Source organism: Vibrio penaeicida, assembly GCF_002933855.1.
Lineage (GTDB): Bacteria > Pseudomonadota > Gammaproteobacteria > Enterobacterales > Vibrionaceae > Vibrio > Vibrio penaeicida_A.
Window position 1 is genome coordinate 1 of the sequence record NZ_BFAQ01000020.1, and the last position, 19,908, is coordinate 19,908.

Annotated in this window: 15 protein-coding genes and 1 pseudogene; 10 read left to right on the plus strand and 6 right to left on the minus strand. The window is 42.5% G+C overall.

Annotation, left to right across the window (positions count from 1 at the left end; all coding sequences use genetic code 11):
* The 4 genes and pseudogenes from VPNCDNU1_RS11130 to VPNCDNU1_RS11145 form a co-directional block, all read right to left on the minus strand.
* Window positions 1-545 (minus strand): annotated as a pseudogene (locus tag VPNCDNU1_RS11130) (sel1 repeat family protein); the annotation flags it as partial.
* The gene (locus VPNCDNU1_RS11135) at window positions 529-4,086 is read right to left on the minus strand and encodes a hypothetical protein (RefSeq protein ID WP_104400391.1); all 3,558 of its coding nucleotides are present in this window, start codon (window positions 4,084-4,086) and stop codon (window positions 529-531) included. The gene VPNCDNU1_RS11135 and the pseudogene VPNCDNU1_RS11130, both read right to left, overlap by 17 nt.
* Window positions 4,083-4,607, minus strand: coding sequence for a DUF4123 domain-containing protein (locus VPNCDNU1_RS11140; RefSeq protein ID WP_104400392.1), 525 nt, complete (start codon window positions 4,605-4,607; stop codon window positions 4,083-4,085). The genes VPNCDNU1_RS11135 and VPNCDNU1_RS11140 overlap by 4 nt, the downstream gene beginning before the upstream one ends.
* On the minus strand, window positions 4,607-5,134 hold the full coding sequence (locus VPNCDNU1_RS11145; RefSeq protein ID WP_104400393.1) for a PAAR domain-containing protein: 528 nt from the start codon (window positions 5,132-5,134) through the stop codon (window positions 4,607-4,609). Before VPNCDNU1_RS11145 ends, VPNCDNU1_RS11140 begins: the two co-directional genes overlap by 1 nt.
* Window positions 5,135-5,482: 348 nt before the next feature.
* Between VPNCDNU1_RS11145 and VPNCDNU1_RS11150 the strand changes: the two genes are divergently transcribed.
* From VPNCDNU1_RS11150 to thiD, 8 genes are all read left to right on the plus strand, one after another.
* Window positions 5,483-6,367 (plus strand): hypothetical protein, encoded by an 885-nt coding sequence (locus VPNCDNU1_RS11150; protein WP_104400394.1) that lies wholly within the window; start codon window positions 5,483-5,485, stop codon window positions 6,365-6,367.
* A gap of 399 nt (window positions 6,368-6,766) precedes the next feature.
* Window positions 6,767-7,762 carry a 3-oxoacyl-ACP synthase III family protein gene (locus VPNCDNU1_RS11160; protein WP_104400395.1) on the plus strand — a complete coding sequence of 332 codons (996 nt, stop codon included), beginning with the start codon at window positions 6,767-6,769 and terminating at the stop codon, window positions 7,760-7,762.
* Window positions 7,759-8,769, plus strand: a complete 1,011-nt coding sequence (locus tag VPNCDNU1_RS11165; protein WP_104400396.1) for an NAD-dependent epimerase/dehydratase family protein — start codon at window positions 7,759-7,761, stop codon at window positions 8,767-8,769. The genes VPNCDNU1_RS11160 and VPNCDNU1_RS11165 overlap by 4 nt, the downstream gene beginning before the upstream one ends.
* The gene (locus VPNCDNU1_RS11170) at window positions 8,738-9,601 is read left to right on the plus strand and encodes an MBL fold metallo-hydrolase (protein WP_104400397.1); all 864 of its coding nucleotides are present in this window, start codon (window positions 8,738-8,740) and stop codon (window positions 9,599-9,601) included. The genes VPNCDNU1_RS11165 and VPNCDNU1_RS11170 overlap by 32 nt, the downstream gene beginning before the upstream one ends.
* Window positions 9,598-10,857 (plus strand): F390 synthetase-related protein, encoded by a 1,260-nt coding sequence (locus tag VPNCDNU1_RS11175; RefSeq protein ID WP_104400398.1) that lies wholly within the window; start codon window positions 9,598-9,600, stop codon window positions 10,855-10,857. The genes VPNCDNU1_RS11170 and VPNCDNU1_RS11175 overlap by 4 nt, the downstream gene beginning before the upstream one ends.
* A complete protein-coding gene (locus VPNCDNU1_RS11180) occupies window positions 10,847-11,989 on the plus strand; it encodes a carboxylate--amine ligase (protein WP_104400399.1) in 1,143 nt (380 codons plus the stop codon). Before VPNCDNU1_RS11175 ends, VPNCDNU1_RS11180 begins: the two co-directional genes overlap by 11 nt.
* A complete protein-coding gene (locus tag VPNCDNU1_RS11185; RefSeq protein WP_104400400.1) occupies window positions 11,986-13,059 on the plus strand; it encodes a GNAT family N-acetyltransferase in 1,074 nt (357 codons plus the stop codon). Before VPNCDNU1_RS11180 ends, VPNCDNU1_RS11185 begins: the two co-directional genes overlap by 4 nt.
* 146 nt (window positions 13,060-13,205) lie before the next feature.
* Window positions 13,206-14,015 (plus strand): bifunctional hydroxymethylpyrimidine kinase/phosphomethylpyrimidine kinase, encoded by an 810-nt coding sequence (gene thiD / locus VPNCDNU1_RS11190; protein WP_104400401.1) that lies wholly within the window; start codon window positions 13,206-13,208, stop codon window positions 14,013-14,015.
* Window positions 14,016-14,107: 92 nt separating this feature from the next.
* Here thiD and VPNCDNU1_RS11195 read toward each other — a convergent pair whose 3' ends face one another.
* Both VPNCDNU1_RS11195 and VPNCDNU1_RS11200 read right to left on the minus strand, forming a co-directional pair.
* A complete protein-coding gene (locus tag VPNCDNU1_RS11195; RefSeq protein WP_104400402.1) occupies window positions 14,108-14,755 on the minus strand; it encodes an oligogalacturonate-specific porin KdgM family protein in 648 nt (215 codons plus the stop codon).
* A 482-nt stretch (window positions 14,756-15,237) separates the two neighbouring features.
* Window positions 15,238-18,054, minus strand: a complete 2,817-nt coding sequence (locus VPNCDNU1_RS11200) for an Ig-like domain-containing protein (RefSeq protein ID WP_167404772.1) — start codon at window positions 18,052-18,054, stop codon at window positions 15,238-15,240.
* A gap of 186 nt (window positions 18,055-18,240) precedes the next feature.
* On the opposite strand from VPNCDNU1_RS11200, the gene VPNCDNU1_RS11205 reads away from it, so the two are divergent.
* Window positions 18,241-18,792, plus strand: coding sequence for an outer membrane beta-barrel protein (locus VPNCDNU1_RS11205; protein WP_104400404.1), 552 nt, complete (start codon window positions 18,241-18,243; stop codon window positions 18,790-18,792).
* A 178-nt stretch (window positions 18,793-18,970) separates the two neighbouring features.
* Window positions 18,971-19,843: a TraB/GumN family protein gene (locus tag VPNCDNU1_RS11210; protein ID WP_104400405.1), complete on the plus strand. Its 873-nt coding sequence runs from the start codon at window positions 18,971-18,973 to the stop codon at window positions 19,841-19,843.
* Window positions 19,844-19,908: the final 65 nt, after the last annotated feature.

Consider the following 19,908-nt stretch of genomic DNA (forward strand, 5'->3'; position numbering starts at 1 on the left):
TCCCAATACCGACTGTAATTAAAGTACCGGTAACCACCATTTTTTATCGCTTCTCGCGCTATTTCTTTATAAATCCCACTACGGTAAAATGGTATATATTCCCACCAATCCCTGCGATTGGCATTAATTGCATACAATGCCTTCCCGTTGCCATTCCTTGCTTGCTCTTCCCAAGCCTTAATTGCTTTGTCTTTCCATAAATCATCGCACCCCCAACCTAAATAGGAACACGGTGAGTTTACATACATATTGTTTTCAAACAACATAGCCATCGCCCACGGGCTGCCCATTTCTGCTGCTTTTAAAAACGTATCACCCGCTTCAAAGTGTTCACCGTTTTTGTATTGAACGACTCCCAACCAATAAGTTGCATAAGCGCTACCTTTTTGGGATTCTTTAAGAAGTATCTCTTGTGCTTGGTCATATTCTTTTTGGTTAAATAACCGAACACCTTTCTCAATTAATTCATTTGCCCAAATAAGAGGACTAAACAATATAGAGACAATCAAAAATAACGACTTCATTTTATTATATCCATTTAACATTTTTATATCCTAAACCTCTAAGTCCTTTTATGTCATTTTTATTGGAAGATATATACTCCATTGCCTTACTAGCCCCTCCTCGACCATTGAACTTTGGTTTTTCCATAACAACATTATTTTCTGTTAATGCATATAATTGACGACCGAGATATATTAACTCTCTTTCCACTATTTTCATATATTCCTTTTTATCGTTGTCATTTGGATCTTCATAATAATCATCTTGTGCATTAGCAAAGAAATCTCTTAAACTGATTACATTGGTGGCATAACGCTGCCATTTTTCATTACCTTCTAGCGCTATAGGATCATCTAAGCCCATTCGTTGAATTGTATTTTCAAATTTTCTAATTTGCTGAAAATCTGGTTTTTCCCCACCTAGCCACTCTAGGATTTTGTTGATTGAAAAACGTTGGTTTTGATTCCGAATAGCAGCTACTCTTCGCAAATCATCTACATCATCAAATAATGCAAATTTCGGTATCTCATTATATTTAATAAGAACTGTAAGAACTTTTGCCAATGTTTCTGCTGGCATATTTTTTATCCAACCAGAGTTCTTAGCTTGATTATCTTCCGAGAGAATAAAGTTTGCTACGAAAGACGCTGTGTCTTTCTTTGTCGCAACCTTCTCCATATTCAGGATCATCTTATAAGGCAGTAAAAGGACTTGAGCTATGGTCAGCCCGTATGCCATGGCGACGGTAATCACCATATTAAACACGGCAAAAGTATCCAACTCTCCATCTAGTGGTTCTGCAAAAAAGCGAAACTTTGAAAACCCAGGTTCTTGCATCACTTCTAATAGGGCAGAGAAGAACTGATCTGCCGCCTCTATGTTTATTTCCGAGGCGATTTTTCCGCCGATTCCTACAGCCTTAGTTGCTTGAACATTAGTGACAAATATCAGTCTACCGCTATGCAATGTGACATGAAGCATAAATTCATAGCCATAACCAAAGGTTAATCGCGCTCCCACACCTATATTGAAAAGGTTCAGCACTTTTTTGCTATTGTTGGGCTTCCAAAGAAAGTTAGCCTTAACGCTTCCACCAACTTCTATTCCGGCAAATGCCTTGGCACTTACCGCTGCACCAACCGCAAATTTTGAATTACCATTATTGTTGCTATTACCAACCTCAGTCACCGTATAGTCGTCGTAATCTGCTTTCTTATCGACCATACCTTTGACACCCAGACCGCGCTCATTGGTATTACCTATGTATATTCCGTTAGAGATCTGGATACTGGCAGCGATAGCACCAAAAACTTTGCCGCTTATCAAAAGCTTTGCACCACCAAGCTTTTTAGTTTCATTTTCAACTGAAATAGTACCGTCTGTTTTTTCAACTTTCTTAATATAGGGAATTTCGAGTTCAAGGAATTCTGTTTTGCTTGGTATGTAAAAATCAAATGAGTTCTGAGCCGTTGCTAAATCAACGCCGACTTTAATATCAGCATTTGCAAGAATGTGGTCTTTGTTGAAATTACCCTGTGTAACCCCCACAGAAACTTCAGAAACGAAACGCATGAATTGCGCTTCACCACTTGTATTCAGCTCCCCTTTAATTCCAAATAAATCTGTTTTTTCTGTTTTCCACGGGAATGGGATAGATTTGACCCAGTCGTCATCTCCAATATAGGCATTACTCTCCATAAACTTCCATTCGGCAAACTTATACTCCCTATTTTTAGCGATTTGTTTCAGCAGATTTTCCGGCACTTTCCCTATAGCACCATCTCCCGCAACATGGCTGTAACTCGAAAAGTTTATCGATTTTGAACAGAATTTATTTTTGGAAGTGCTTTCACTCAATACTGGGTTATTGGATAGTATATATATACGCTTTTCAGGATCACTTGCCAAAGAGCATTCAACTATATGAATCATCTCCTCGGCTCGCTTTGCAATGATGACCTTGTCTAAGTTTTTTGGTTTCCATTTTTTTTCATCAAATACTATCGGGTATGGGCTGTAATTTTTCGATGAATCTTCCTTTAAATCATCCGCTCCAAGAAATATGCTATGGTCTAGATCTTTGCGGACGCCTCTTATTACTTTATGTTTTAGTTCTTTTAATCTTTTTGAAGCCTTTTCAGAATAAGTTACAATTGAATTAATGTATTTTGAGAACTCTTCATTTTCCTCAACCAAATCGTTAAACGCACCAATTCTATAAGAAACCTCTTTTAAAATAGATATCCTAAGAACATACGCTGGGTAATAGCCTAACGTTTTAATGTTAATCTTTTCTAGTAATGTTATTATTTCTTTAACACTTATTTTTTCTTTACATAGCTTTTTGACTAAAAATGAAATTTCATCTTTACCATTAAATAAATCGTTCCCATTTAAACATTGTTCTTTGAATACAAAATTTAGTTTGTTTAATTTGTAAAGAATCGGGAAGAAAGCACGATAGACTATATTTTCATAACGTCTTAGAAAGTCTTCAACATCCTGTTTTGGGTGCTTATCTTTTAATATTTTGGCAACAGATATAAATTCTCTGTAAAACCTAAAGGCGTCATCTAAATCCAGTACGTTCGTAGATTTGGTTATCTCGTCTTTGTTTAAGTTATCGATAATACCAGAGCGATACCTCCAACTGCTTAGTTCCTCTAACGATTTATCCATTTCTTCATGGTAATCAAATGTATAGTATTGCTTTCTACTGAACTTATATTTTATTGATCTGTTGGAGATTTCTGTTTTTTCTGCTGTTTCTATCGCTTTATCTTTTAGATCTTCTATATGGCTTTCCAGTTGACCTATCGCTTTCTTTTGAAGTCTTCTTAATGCATTGAGCGTTGTTACATCAACCGCGTGTTCTTTGTCTTTTTTGTTGACTTGAGTTGCCCCCCAATAGCCCGTTGCCATGGCGGTGTCAGAATTGCCAAAAAATTCTTTTATGAACGTTTGTTCTTGTTCGTATCTTCTCTGTATATTTTCTAGCTCACGCCCCATTCCAGATAGCCCAAGTGTTTCGTCATCATTCGGGATCCTGATTACTTCAGTTTCATTTAAGCTTTCTCCAAGGAGGATTTTTTCGATATTTGCCCGCTTTAATGCACTTTTATCGCCATCATTTAGAAAGTATTCGTGGCTTAGTACGTTAAATGGCTCTAGCAACCCAAGAGAGGCAAGCCCTTTAACCGTTTCTTCTCTAGTTCCCTTGATTTTGTCTGCACATTTTTTTGCGTCGCTAGCAACGCATTCTTTGGCATTCTCATCTAGCAGGATATACTGACTTTTTTTTGTTTTCGGATTTTCAAGGACATACAGTGCATCGACAAACTCTGGTCTCTCACATTGTGCTGCGACGAGCTTATCGTTTGGTAATTCTTGAGGAACTTCTTTATCATTTTCGTTTATTTTGTCAGAAACTGGCGGAATTAGCTTACCGTCAGATCGACATTGACCAATTTCACTTAGATTCAAGGTACTTAGTGCATCGATAGCGGCTTGATCTGTCTGAAGCGCTTTAGTTATTTCAGAACATTGATCTCCGCGTTGTATTGTATATTTGCCAATTTTCATGACATCAATTCCTTTACTAACATAGTGCCTAGAACTAATCGTGGATTACTCACATCAGGATGGTTATTTTTCAATCTCTGTACTTTTTTGTTTTCAAAAGAACGAGGGGAGACGTAGAGTGATGACGCTGCCCCCAAAAAGCCAGAGATGCTTTTTTCGTCGAGTATAGGAATACACTTAGATATGGTATTGGGAGAATAAAAACGAAAGAAAAACCAGCGCTGGTCTTCACTGTACACGGTGATATTACGCTGTAATGTATGAAGAATATCTTGTTTCTTAGTTTCTATGGGGAACTCAAAAACCACGCCACTGTTTGCCCAAGCATCATCAGAAAGCCACTTATTCCATAATTCGCATTTAGGGCTTACTTCCACCCAAACGGGGCTTTTGTCTATTTGCGGCATCCAGTGTGTGCCCTGATACAGAAGCCCCCACAGTTCCTCATTCAATGTTCTAACTTCTTCCAAATAACCTGTACGTAGTTCGTCTAGTACAAGGATGTATTTATGATCAACCATTACGCACACTCGCAATCGGTATGTGCATTGTTACCCATCCCTTTTTGGCACATCTCAGCAATAGGGATATCCAAATAGGCGAAGGCTTCCAACCTTTCTGCGGTAGAGGCAAGTGACGGCACTACGGGAACAAATTCTGTCGCCTCTGCAAGGTCATTGTTTTCGGGTGGCTCTCGGTGTTGAGGCATTTGTGATCTGTCTAGAATACTAGAGCCACCACCAGACGCACCTCCACCTGTTTCCCCAATCAAAACCGTCGGGTTACCAGAAGCTACGGAACCACCATGCGATGTGCCATCGCCCTGACGGGCGGCTGGTTTACCATTGATAAATACGCCAGAAGAGCCTGCGGCTATGCTGTCGGGAGGGCCAACGCAAACGCACATATCTCCTTGTCTCGCAGCTGGCATACCACCAATAAATACGTTCGGTGATCCAGCGGCAACTGGCCCCCCTACGTGTGGAACTTTCCCCGTTACAGCAGGGCAAGTATGAGCCGATCCTACATGTGCAGCTGGTTTTCCCATTATTTTTCCTTCGCGCAGCCTACCGGAGAGCCATTAACTCTTAATGTTAATTAACTCAATATGAAACTAACCACTTATTTAGCGCGCGAAAATAGCATAGAGGTTCAAATCTCTCAATTAGATACACCGTTCCATATGGCAGTAGATTGATTTCTGCCGCATTTTTACACAGAAGGCTATAACTCTTTAATTCGAAAGATCTTATTGATAGATGTATGATGAAAGAGGATCTGAGTTTAGGAAAAAACTAGAACCCAAATAGCTCATTTTTTCTAATTTATTAACATTCGAGTACCCTAACACTGGTTATAATACCTATCTATCTCCCATGTCTTCGGTAACACTTAAATGGAAAACTCTGCCGGCTCGGATCCAAAAAGCCCACTCCCACTAGCTTCATCTTCTGCACAACTTCCCTCTTCCAAAAAGATATGGATGACGCTATTGGTTGTAGCTATCACGGTACTTGGGTTTGTGCGAGTTACGGACGATAAAGCTCATGAGATGGTGAACGAAAGTATGTTGGTGGCAGGGGCGAGCTTTGCTACTGCCCGTACGTTAGATGCGGCAATATCGCTTGTTAAAAGTGCAGAAGTATCCGTGGGTGTAGCTTCCGTTACGCTGGGTCAAGTTCTGAACCCTGTGAGTGACTTAATCGACAAATTTGCTTGGGTGATGACGCTCGCAGTCGGCTCTTTGGCTTTGCAAAAAGTCCTGTTGATCATGATGTCTTCCCAGCTCGCCAACGCACTACTCGCCTTTTGTGCTTTGGGGTTATTGTTGTCCATTTGGTCACCTATAATGAAGAGCTACAAGAAACAATGGTTCTCGATGTTTAAGTTTATGGTGCTGATCCGGTTTGCTGTGGTGATTTCCCTTGGCTTGAACATCATGGTGGACACGTTATTTTTGGACCAGCAAATTGAATCCAGAGCCACTTATATCGAAGAAGTCACCACACTTGTTCAACAAGCTTCTGACCCTTCTGTACTAGAAAAACCAACGGAAGATTCCAGCTTCCTCGGTTCAGTCAAACAAGAGTGGGAAAGCTTAACTGGTAAGCTGCGCTCTCAAACCGAACGGCTCGACTTAATACAAAACAGCGTGGAAGATTCAATTATCAGCTTAATGGAGCTTATCGCTCTGTTCTTGTTAAAAACGGTTTTACTGCCGTTAGGTTTTTTAATCGCATTTAAAAACATCATTCTGAACAAATCGATAAGGGTCTCCTGACCTTTTGCGGTTAAATTTTGTTCGAATTCAATGCATTTTAATCAAGGCGCAAGGTGTGTAGCCTAGTCACTCTAAGCAAATACGTTGCAACAAAGAGTAAAGTGCATTGAAACGAACCCTTTGGGCAGTATTTGTGGGATATTTCTACTGCGTTATCGCCTATTGATGTAGAGCAACTACACCGAATAAGCTCTGCCTTGTATAAATCCCCCACAAATAACTGCAAAAATCATCTCAAAAGGTCAGTAGACCCTAAGCTCCTCTAAGAATTGAACTAAATAACAATCAGTTACTGATTATTATTGCTCCTAATGATAATTTAAGTCTTTTAATTACTTTCATTTTGAACACTGTTTTATTAGTATTTAAAAATCAACAAATGGATAGTTGGACGACAAAATGGCTTTTAGGATTCTCTCTAGTGATGTGTATCTCCCCCAATACCCTTGGAGTGGAGATGATTTTGATCTCTACCTTGGATTAGAAAAAGGAACCTGTAGAAATAGATACGCTGTCGGTAAACGTTACATTGCCTCAGGAGAAGAAAGTGCGCTTTTTATGGCAACGAAAGCCGTAAAAGGTTGCTTAGAAGAGGCAGAGGTTTCGCTTAACGATATTGACCTTCTTATTTATGCTAGCGGTACCCATCACCAATCACTCCCTTACGATGCCGCCGCGGTACTGTCGCAGTTACAAGCACCTTCTTCCCTAGCCAGTTTCGATGTAAACAGCACGTGTTTATCGTTTTTATCTGCACTTGATCTGGCAAATTGCTTATTTAAGGCAAATCGCCACCAGCGAATTTTGATTGTTTCTAGCGAGCTAGGTTCTGGTATTACTTTGAATAAATTCAAAAAACCAAAACCAGAGGTTGCGACTTTGTTTTCCGATGGCGCGGCTGCTTACTTGTTAGAAGCCAAGCCTAACGCTTATGGTTTTCACGGAGCGCTGTTTGAAACGCATCACGAAGGTTATGAATGCTGCCAAATAAAAGGTGGTGGCAGTAACGTTAACCCGCATAAAACCCCTTACGAGGATTACCTAGCCGCTTGCCAGTTTGAAATGGATGGTAAATCTCTGTTTCGCCATATTGTGAATGTCATGCCTAAATTTCTGCAACGCGGCTTAGCTCGTGCAGGGTTAACCAAAAGCGATATTGCCTTCTTCCTTCCGCACCAAGCCAGCTACCATGGGATGGTCAAATTGCCCAAATTGACGGGGTTCGGTGCCGAAAAAATTGTAAACAACTTCCATGAGTTAGGAAACCAAGTGGCCGCGTCACTGCCTATTAATCTCCACTTATTGCGAAACGAACACGCAGGTAGCGGTAAGAAGGTACTTATGGCTGGATCGGCGGCTGGTTTGTCTCTTGGAATGGGAGTGATCACGCTATGAAGATATTAGTAACGGGTGGAACGGGCATGCTTGGCAACGCCATTATCCGTTTGTACCACAAAAAACACGCCCTACGATTTTTAGGAAGAAACCCGCAGATTGCCGCTTCACTCGAACAAAATTACAACGTGTCGGCTTACCTCGGCGATTTGTCGGATAAAAATACATTGCGCCAAGCCTGCTCTGGAATCGATGCCATCATTCATTGTGCGGCCCTTTCAAGCCCATGGGGCACCTATGATGATTTTTACCAAGCCAACGTTTTGGGCACTCAAAACCTGCTCGATGCGGCTTTAAAAGAAAAGGTAAAAACCTTCATTCATATTTCCACCACCAGCGTGTATTTTGATGAAAGCGATCGCTGGGCAATAAAAGAATCCGACCCAGTCGCAAATCCGTTTTGCAACGACTACGCCAAAACAAAATATCAAGCCGAGCAATTAGTCCAATCAGCACCTACCGACATTAAAAGTATCATCTTAAGACCCCGTGGAATTTTTGGCCCTAACGACCGAGCCATTGTACCTAGAATCATGAAAGCCATTCGAGGAAATACACTGCTCATGCCTTCTAGCCGGAACCCTGTTCTGGATCTTACCTATGTAGATAATGTCGCTGATGCGGCAATATTAGCTTGTGAGCATGCCAAGAATGTTGAATCAGGTTCTATTTTGAATATCAGTAACGACGAACCCAAACCCGTTTTGGATATTCTACACAGCCTATTTCAAGAAAGCTCAAGTCACCAAGGAAGCAATACCAGCGTCAACATAAAACGTCTTCCGTATTCATGGCTTTTACCTATTTTGACCGCTAATGAGTGGATAAGAACAAAATTGCCTAGCAGACCAGAACCAAAAATAACGCGTTATTCTGCTGGGTTATTTCACTACCACCAAACCTTGGACATTAGCCGAGCGAAAGAATTGCTTGGCTATAAACCACACGTATCAATAGAAGAAGGGATTCAGCGTTATGTCATCTGGTCTGAAAATCAAACTGTTTGAAGGTGGACACTGCGTTCACCCAGGTTTTGTTGTTAAACCTGGTAGTGGCATAAAACCCAGATCCTTTCCGGCCGCGGTTGCCGCCATCCATCACCCTACGCAGGGCTATATCCTCTTTGATACGGGTTATCACGAGGCGTTTTTTGAGCGAACTCGCTCATTCCCAGAACGTTTTTACGCATGGACGACGCCTTGTCATTTTCATAAAGACGATGGCATTTTGGAGCAACTGCACAAGGAAGGCATAAGTAAGACCGACATCAAGCATGTGGTGTTGTCGCATTTCCATGCCGACCACATTGCTGCAATTTGCGAGTTCGACGACGCCGAGATTCATTGCCACCCCGACGGTTTAAACGCGTTGACTCAATCAAGCCGGGTTGGTGGCGTCCGCAAAGGCTATTTAAAAAAACTTCTTCCTGATTCGCTAAAAAACAACATTCGTACCCACTCAAACATCACACAGCCAATAGGCGATGTGTTATCAGAGGCAAACGATATTGACCTTCAATGCCAAGATTTATTTGGCGATGGGTTGTTGTTCCTAGTTTATCTTCCAGGGCATGCTGCAGGGCAAGTAGGGTTATTGGCAAGACTAAGTAATAACTGGGTTTTCTTGTTGGCTGATGCTTGCTGGCTTATTGAAAGTTTGTCTGATAACGTCAATCAACACTGGTTAGCCAATATGCTGTGCGACGATGTGGGCGCGTATAAACGAACGCTGAACGAGCTCCGTAAGTGTTACCAACAGCTAAACCACGTCGTTGAATTTGTGCCTTCACATTGCTCCGACACCATTGACCGGTTAAAAGAAAAGGGGTGGATGTCATGATCACCTTATTGAATCATTTTATCAAAGCGCGCTATTCACGCTTTCAATCTCGCGAGCAAGTGAATGCGTGGCAACAGCAGCAAATTCAGACGCACTTAGACTGGGTATGTGAGCATTCCCCATTATACCGAGGACTAAAAGGGCTCCCGTTGGAAGCGTTTCCCATCATCAATAAATCCTTCATGATGGAGAACCTTTCACGAATCAATACGCGAGGGTTGGATAGTGAAGCATTGATGGAGCGAGCGCTCACTTGCGAATCGACACGCCAATTTAATAAATCTCGGGTTGGAGAAGTGACGGTTGGGCTATCTTCTGGTACTTCGGGGCAGCGTGGGCTCTTTCTTGCCGACAGTAAAGAAAGGCAGATGTGGGCGGGCAATATCCTGGGCAAGCTGTTACCCAATGTTTGGCAAAAACACCGAGTTGCCTTAGCGCTGCGAGCAAATAGCCCACTGTATACCACCGTTAACCGGGGACCTATCCAGTTCTTTTTTGCGGACCTGATGAAGCCCACTCACGAGTGGATAAAAGCATTGGATGAATTCCAACCCACGTTGCTCATTGGAAGCGCTCAAGCATTGCAGCTTTGTGCCGAATTCAGTGGCAGTTTTGGATCCCCAGCCATCTCACCTCAACGTATCATTTCAGGTGCAGAGGTGTTAACCCCAGCAGACAGACAGTTCATTCAAGAGAGATTCAAAGGCGAACTTCATGAAGTGTATCAGTGTACAGAAGGCTTTCTAGCCTGCACCGATAGCCACGGGCAAATGCGCTGGAACCAAGACGTTGTCCATATCGAAAAGCATTGGTTAAACCAAGAAAGAACCCATTATAGCCCTATCATTACCGACTTTAGGCGACGAACTCAGCCCGTTATTCGCTACCAACTGGACGATATTATTGAAGCAAAAGAGGATGACGGTGTATTCGAACCAATTGGTTCAATTGCAGGGCGATGCGGCGACAAACTTCTGCTTACTCGAAATCAATTTCCGGCACATGTCCTGCCAGATCTTATCTATCGAGCCATCACCTTAGAGATTGCTGATAGGATCGACTATCGAATTGTGCAAACCAACCTCAACGAATTAACAGTGGAAGCACTGCCTCAATGGCATAACAAAATAAAAGTGGCATTAGTGGCCCTGTTTGAATCACTTCAATTAGATGATGTAGCCATTGAATTTGGTCACGCACCAAAGTGGACTCCTTCGAACAAACAAAGAAGAGTGGTCAATCTTTATGCAAAATAATCCAATGCGCTTTCTTGTAACAGGGGCACGTGCGCCTGTCGCCTTTGAATGGGCTCAAGCATTACTCAAACAAGGGCACCAAGTTTACCTTTCGGATTGCACACGCTTTCCGCTAGCTCGATACACCAAAGGTGTTTCCGGTTACATTAAAACCCCCGCTCCAAAAACGGATTTTGATGGGTATCGCGCGGCTATTTTGGAAGCCATTGACCGCTTTGATATTCAAGTGGTTATTCCAACTTGTGAAGAAGTGTTTTATTTGGCTAGGTTCATCGATGAGCGACCGAATGTGAATGGCTTTATGCCTCCGTCCGACTTACTCTATACACTGCACAACAAGAAAGACGTTTTTGGTTTGCTTGAGCATCTGCCTAGCGTAAAAATCCCCTCTACTCGATTGATCACCAACAAAAAACAAATCGATATCGATTCCAACTCAATTCTCAAACCGATTCATTCTCGCTTTGGTACTGAAGTCATCCGCGAAGTTAATACTGATGCGGTTTCGTCTATTGAGGTATCCAAACAATATCCTTGGGTGCAGCAGCAAAAGTTGTCGGGTGCATCGCTATGCCTTTACGCCATTTTTGAGCATGGAAAGCTCATTGTTCATCAGTGTTACTTCCCCAAATATTGCTTAAATCATTCTGCCGCAACCTATTTCGAGCCTACTGAAGACGCCAGGGTGTCTCAGTTTATCGAAGCATTTGGTATTAAGCACAACTATCATGGGCAAGTCTCGTTTGATTTTATGGAGCATAAGGGTGATATCTATGTAATCGAGTGCAACCCGAGAGCAACCAGCGGTTTACACCTTATTGGGGATCTTCTTTTGTGGAACAAAGACGAATTCACCTCAAAAAGGTCTTCCTCGTTGAATTCCCTTAAGGTATCTGCAAAGCATTTGGGCGGGGTGATGTTGATTTGTGATGGGTGGAAATCATTGTTCAAAAAAAAAAGCTGGCGCGATTTTCTAAGCACGCCTTCTACCATTCCAGTTTCGCAAATTCCCATTGCTGTTTGCGGTTTTCCACTCGGAGCCATTGAGCTCATCTATAACGCAAAAAAACAAAAACTAAGCCTGTCAGCAGCAACAACCTTCGACATAGAGTGGAATGGTGAAATCAAATGATCGGTTCAAATGACTGGCACAAAAAGTTTTCAAAACTGCTCCCCAATGAAGCGCCAATAGACAAGTGTTGGGCTGAGTTCGCATGTTTAGAAATAGACGGCGTCGTCATTCCAAGTACAGTTAGCCAACCTATCGCGAATAACTGCTATGCCGTATCCCCTTTATCGCTCATTTCTGGCTATGCCGAAGACGAGATTCCAAAGGTGCACAACGCACTTGCTCGGATGCTCTGTCGCTTTATGATTAAAGCCGTGGTTATGCCCTTAAAGCTTGCCAAATTAGATGAAGTGCAAACGCTAAACAACCAGTGCTTATCCACCAATATGTACAGTTCACTTTGGCGTGCCATATCGCTTAAAAAGATTCGTAATGCCGCATTAAAACTTGCTCCGAGACAAGCCCTTTTGCTGCGATCTCTCAACCCCATTCAGCACAGAAATATTATTGAGAACGCAAAGTCCGACGGTTGGGTGCCAATTGCAACCAGACAGGTTTATTTGAACTGCGATTGGTCAAACTTCAAACTTACACCCGACATAAAAAGAGACCAAAAGTTACTTAGGGAAGCTGGTTGGGAATTTAGAACACTTGAAACAGAACAGGAATGTAGGCAAGCCAAAGCTCTTTATGACACTTTATATTTAAACAAATATAGCGAACACAATATCCAATTTACTGCCCAATATCTGTATCGGATGAGTCAAGAAGATCTAATTCAGCTGCGCGGGCTTTTTTACCAAGGAAAAATGGTTGCTGCACTTGGCATGGTCATCATAGATGGTGATATGACTTGCCCTATTTTTGGGTACGACACATCACTCCCCACTAAATTAGCCTTGTATCGCCGTATATCCATTTTCACCATAGAACACGCCAAGGCACATAGCCTCAACTTCAATATGAGTTCTGGCGCACCGCGCTTCAAAACGCATAGAGGTGCGAAGCCAGAAATTGAATACAGCTACGTTTACACCAAGCATCTAACATGGTTTCAACGCGGTATTTGGCGGTTGCTGTCCGTTTTAACGCAAACTTTCTACAAGCCTTTATTGCAAAAATATCGCTTGTAGCTAGCGTAACCGGCATTAAAAAGACAACGCCATTTATCCAACTTGTGAGTCAACCCCCTATTCACTTTTAACCCTTCCGATTTATATTGGTGAATGCACTAAATTCGTCAGTTCAGTTGCGCATTGATCTCTTTATAGGAGTCACCATGTTCAAATCAGCCACACCCATCGTGCTCACCATTGCCGGTTCAGACAGCAGTGGGGGCGCAGGGATTCAAGCCGACATCAAAACCATCTCGGTAACGGGAAGCTATGCGTGTTCAGTGGTCACTGCGCTGACGGCGCAAAATACACATGGTGTGGCAAGTGTGCATTCTGTACCTGCTGAATTTGTTGCGCAGCAGCTAGATGCCGTTTTTTCCGACCTAAACATCGTTGCGGTAAAAGTAGGCATGCTCAGTAACACGGACATCATTTATGCCGTTGCTGACCAACTTAGAGCGTACAAACCTAAATTTCTTGTCGTTGATCCTGTCATGGTCGCCACCAGCGGCGACACATTATTGGAAAGCAAAGCGGTTGATGCACTTAAGAAAGAGCTGTTCCCATTAGCCACCTTGATCACCCCAAACCTTCCAGAAGCCGTGTTTTTAACGAAGACTGAATTCCCTTCAAATGAAGACGAAATGTTGACCTTAGCCGATGCTTTAAAACTATCTGGTGCGCGTAATGCGTTATTGAAAGGAGGTCACTTGAAAGAGGATGAAAGCAGCACAGATTTATTGATAACGCCCGAAAGAGTGTTTCGATACAGTGCTAAACGCCATTCAACTAACAATACGCACGGTACTGGCTGCACATTATCATCGGCTATCGCATCTTACCTAGCGCAAGGGCACGCCCTAGAAAAAGCCGTTAGCATGGCAAAGCATTACATTACAAAAGCAATCGCTCATTCAGATGAATTAGAAGTAGGTACGGGCTCGGGACCTGTTCATCACTTCTATACTGATTAAGTTGATATGAGAAGATCTTGTATTAAAAATAATGAGAAAAAAAGCCCGCTAGGACAACGGGCAGTTTCGGACTTAGAAAAGGTTACGGGCAATTAGAAACCGTAAGAGGCACCAAATACGAATGCGTTGTTAGCATTGTCGCCTTGGTTGCGGAATTCAAAGTAAGGTTGTACACCTTTACGAGTCCATGTCGCACGAAGCTCGTGATCCATTGAATTGTCCGCACCTTCTGCAGAGTTAACCACGTATACGTTGTTGTAAGACAGCGCAACATCTTCATTCAATGTGTAACCAATACGGTTGTCAAAACGTGTTTGATTGTCGCCATCTTTAACTGAGTGGTAACGAGTACGGTTACTCAAAGAAAGACCGTTATCGAAGTTGTAGCCAATTTTAACTAACGGACGGTACTGAACCGTTTCGCCATTGTTAAGCAAGTGATGGTATCCCGCAGCAACCCAAAGGTTATCGTTGATGCTAAACATTTGCTCTGCACCAAGTGTGATGTAAGGCGTTGGAGCAGCATCGCCAGTCAACTTACCAACAGGGATGCCATCGTACTCAACCAAAAGCGTTGTACCAGAATCAAAGGTATGACCCGCTTCTAACGTCGAAGTTGCTTTTGAACCATGGATGTCGTCGCTGTGGAATTGAGCGTTACCTGTTACATAAGAAGAACCTGCGAAAGCGCTGGTAGACATGACCGCTGCTAGAGCCGAAAGAGTGAATACTTTTTTCATTTTAATTACCTATCTTTGTTAATCTGCACTGAATCCGTTTTGGTCGAAGAATACGTAATCCAGTTGAATTCTTTTGGTGCCTCCCTGGCTCGATTCAAATCATTACAGATATTTTTCGGAGCGCAAAACAAAACCAATTAAATAGTGATCACCATCAAAATCAAAGGTTATAAAAACCTAAAAACCATTATTATTCAGCATGTTGAACACTAAAAATAAAAAATTATCAAGCTCATTTATAACATGTATTTTGTGCCACATCACATTCCATGCAGCATAGCAGCGACCAATACTGATCCTGGTCACATAAGCACAAGGAACACATCAACAGAATCAGGTATTTTTAGGTCGCAAGGAAGATCCATATCACATAATTCAACTCAAAAATAGAGAAGATATTTTGAGCCATACATTAGAAAACGAATGGAAAACAGCATAAATAACTCGCTATTTTCCTTAAGTTGAAGACGGTGCTTTGAGCTCTAACGGGAAGAAACGCAGCTAATGTAGTTCCCGCTGGTGTTAGATCGAATTTTTTTAAAGAAATTCAGCATCAATTCTAACGCGTGATGTTGACCATTTGGGGTACCATCATGGTATGGCGTCCCACTCCAATAAAATGACGACGTTGGCCAGCCGTATAGTTTGTGCATGTCACCTTGTTTTCGGAGTTCCGATAATTCATCTATTGATGCTGGTTTCCAGTCGGAGCGATGATGGAAGTTGATATCTGCTAGCACTTTACAAAACTCGTGGAACTCCCCTCGACCTGTTAACGAAGGGTTGTTCCTGAAATAAACGAAATCGCCTTTTGGTCCCCACTTTCCATCTTCGGTATGAATAGAGTGGAAATGACGACTTAGGTATGTTGACGTATCCGTACCTTTTGTAAAACCACCAATATAGTCAATCAGTGCTTTACTCGGTGTTCCCGTAAATAGTTTGCCAGAATGTTCAACAACTTTTAGGCAGTCCCCTGCCGCATTCCCAATATGGGTATCGTTAACTTTACCGCCACAAATCCGCATGGGTTTCACGGTGATGTCAACTGAGTTACTAGAGAAAGTTTTCCCACTTACCTTAGATTTAAAATCCGCTTGTATCGACGTGGTTCCAGTACTTTTGGCTGATAAAATCACACGATAAACAGATAGGATATCGGTGTCTGCAACTACCCATTTACTGTTGGCAAAAAACTCTGGAGATAAAGAGACATCCACTTTCCCACCGTCAACCATAGACACCTCTACGCCTAAACGACGCCAGTCACGTTCAACGATGGACAGCGAGTCAGGCGTAACGTGGATACTGCTCACTTCTGAGTCACTAACCGTTACTGTGACCGGATCACTTTTGATCTTACCAATAGAAGCCACGACTTGAGCTTTGCCTGCGGAAACAGGCCACACAGCGCCGCTCACCGTCACCATAATGTCTTGTGAGAGTGACGACCAAGTGACAGCTCGGGAAATATCGTTTGTTGTACCATCACTATAAAATCCTTTAGCGCGAAGGTGGATCTTTTGTTGAATCGCGCGGTATAGCTCGACATTCTTTTGTTGAATTTCAATCCGAGTGAGTACAGCCGACGTCACTTCTAATGCATATTTTGTCGAACGCCCCTGATACATCGCGTTGATGCTAACACGCCCTTCCTTTAGCGCATTGACAACGCCAGCCGAAGAAACCGTGGCGATTTGTGTATCTTCTGAACTCCAGCTGACTTGGTTCGTTACGTTTACCTTGGTGTTGTCGCTGTATTGAGCCTCCGCGTTTATCTGCAAGCTGTGACCATTGGCGATTGAATTGTGCTCCGCTCGGATAACTAAGTTCTGAAAGGTGGCAGGGGTAACAGTAATGGTGAGAGTATCACTACTTATTAACTGCATCGATGCCGTTACATCTATCGAGCCAGGCTTTTTCGCAGTTAGTGCCCTTCCGTTAAAAGTAGCAATAGTCGGGTTGGAGGATTCCCACACCACTTTATCCGATACATCCATACTTTGCCCATCGGAATATTGACCTTGAGCTTCGAAGATTAACGCTAAGCCAGCAGGAACTTGGCGCTGAATAGGCATGACCTCTATAGACTGTAACACCGCAGAGGTTACAAAGACGTCCACCGTTACAGACATGCCATTCATGCTTGCTGTGATTTGCGCTTTTCCTTTTTTATCCCCTTTCACAAGACCTCGTACTACCTTCGCGATCTCAATGCTATTGGATTCCCAAACCACGCTATTGGTCAGATTTTTTTTGGAGAAGTCGCTAAACTCACCCAATACGCTCAGTTGCAAAGAAGTCCCAACAGGTAGAGTTTGATTCGCAGGAACAAACATCAGTTTCGTTAAGGTTGCAGCGACCACTTTAATCCCAATACCGTTACTGGTAAAAACGTTACCGTTTTCCGAATAAGACGCTGAAATTACTGCACTTCCTACCTTCTTTGCTTTAACTATTCCGCCCTGTGCGAACTCTAACACTTCTTGATTATCCGAATGCCACTGAACTTTCGAAGTAATGTTTTCAGTACGTCCATCTTCATAAACGCTATTTACAATGAACGTTTCTTGCGTACCTAACGGTAAAGATACCTGTAAGCCATCTTCTGCTTGAGTTGAGTCTTTTGACAGCTGAATATGACGAACCTGTGGGTCTTTTACGGTCACCTCTATAGGTGCAGACAATACACTTTTCCATTGGGCTTGAACTTCCGTTTTCCCTTCTGATTTTGCGACTAAAACATCGCGTCTAACAGATACAACCGAAGCATCGCCAGAAGAAAAAGAGACCAATTTAGTCACATCTCGTCTTTGACCATCACTGTATTCTCCGTACGCCACCAAGTTGTAATGGCTTCCTGTATAGAGCGTCTCCAAGCTCACAACTTCAAGGTGTTTTAAAACCGCATCCGTCACTTCAATCTCTACACTGTTACTAACGAACCCTTTGTAGTGGGCGGTCAAGGTTGTTTTACCAAGCCCTTTCGTTTTAGACGTAAAGCTCAAACCTTTCGGGTTTTCGACTACCGATGAGTCAGACAATCCCCAGGAAACACCTGAAGATACGATACTTGTGGAAGCATCACTATATCGAGCGAGTAATGTAAACTTCACTTCCTCTCCAAGAGGCACAAGTAAAGCTGCATTTCCATTCGAGGTAGAAGCAGTGGAAAGCTCTAACTTCATTAGGTTCTTAGCAACAGTAGTGGGTGTCTTGCTATTGGACGACTCTCCACCACAAGCTAAAAGGCTCAATACACCCATTAAGCAGAATAGGTATTTCAAAAAAGTTCTCACGGTTTCACTCAACATATCAGCACTCAGTCATCAAAGATTTAACGGCTGAATTTTAAACACCAACGGAGAACGAAAGAATCGATTTAATTGAATAAAAAACACCGTTCGTTTAACAACATAAATAGCTCAGAAAACTGACTTCCAATAAGCTCTATTCCTGAAAGCATTTAAAAACTAAGGTTATTTATGAAGAAGTTAGCACTAACTCTATTGATGTCTGCTATTTCAGCTTCCGCTATTGCAGAAGGTCGTTTTTATGTGGGTGCAGACCTATCTAAAGATACATATGAACTCGCACCTGGCGCTGAGTTCAAATCAGATGGAATGGGCTTTGCAATTCAAGGTGGGTACGACGCTCGCTTTAGCGAAATGTTTAGTGTTGCAACTGAATTGGAGTACGCTAAATATAGTAATGCAAAGGTTACCTCAACGATTCCGTTCGTTGGAAAGTTTAGCTTCGACCAGAAACTGTCCACTATTTCCCTTAATTTAAAACCTAAATTGTATGTTGGAAACGTGTATGTAGGTGCGCCATTAGGTCTGGGGTACGGTATGGTTGACCAAGGTGCAACCATACAAAACCAACTCATTAGCGGAAACATCGTAAATGGTGTAGTGATTCATTATGGTGCGGAGCTTGGCATCGACATTATGGAACAGTTCGTTGTAAAAGGTGGATACAAAAAGAATACCTTAAACTACAGTTCTTTCTACGCTGGTATCGGCTACAAATTCTAAACAATCCCTAATTTAGTGACAGCACTTCTGTCATTTCTCCCCCCATTGGAATACGATATCCGGTGGGGTTTTACTATGGGGCACAACAAAACTTCATAAGATATATACCCATAGTAAAGACGAACATATCCATCCCCCACTTTCTGTATAAATCGATAATCAACGTCAGGAACTTTCTATGTCTTTGTCTTCTGCATTGCGTATTGCATTGGCTTTACTTCTTGTTTTCCCTTTAACATCAATAGCTCAAGAGCCGCTCTACTGGAAAGCACAAAAAGGTCAGCAAACTCTGTTAATACTGGGTTCTATCCATGTTGGCGACAAAAGCATGTATCCGCTGCCTAAGATGGTGAATCGCTTTTTAAGTGACAGCAAAGCTTTGATTGTTGAAATTGATTTAAACCACCCTCCAGAATCACTCAGTTTCCCGACGTCTGAACTTTCGACCAGCGACATTCTGAGCAAAGAACAATCGTCAAAACTCACTACTATCGCCAAAGAACTTGGCTTACCCGATTCTCGATTGCAGAATTCCCCACCTTGGCTGGCCGCTTTAACCCTTCAAATGGCTAATTTCCAACGCTTAGGTTACGCTGCAAATGATGGCGTTGATCATGTTCTGACCAACCAAGCGTTAGAATACAATGTTCCTGTTAAAGCACTAGAAACGGCAAATCAGCAACTTGGATTTCTCAATGCACTCCCTCGTAACGGATCACAGTTGCTCGTAGAAACATTACTTCATTGGGATAAGTATAACGACGAATTCCATTGTCAAATCTCAGCTTGGAAGTCAGGGGATAAAAGTAAGCTCCTTCAACTGCTTGAAGAAGGGGATTTTGAAGAAGATGCATTGGAAACCTTGCTGTATCAACGCAACCGAGACTGGGTTGAAAAGTTGAATACTCCAGAATGGCTGAAGGTGGCAGGTAACTATACAGTGGTGGTGGGTACATTACATTTACTTGGGAAGCACAACGTACTTGATCTCCTTGAACAACAAGGGTGGAGCGTCCATCAACTTTCCGAGTCTTCAAAGGTAAAGTGCTAGCGGAGAAAAGTGACTGCTTCACCAGAGCTTCGCGGAAACTCTATAACAAACGTGTAAAAACGTGT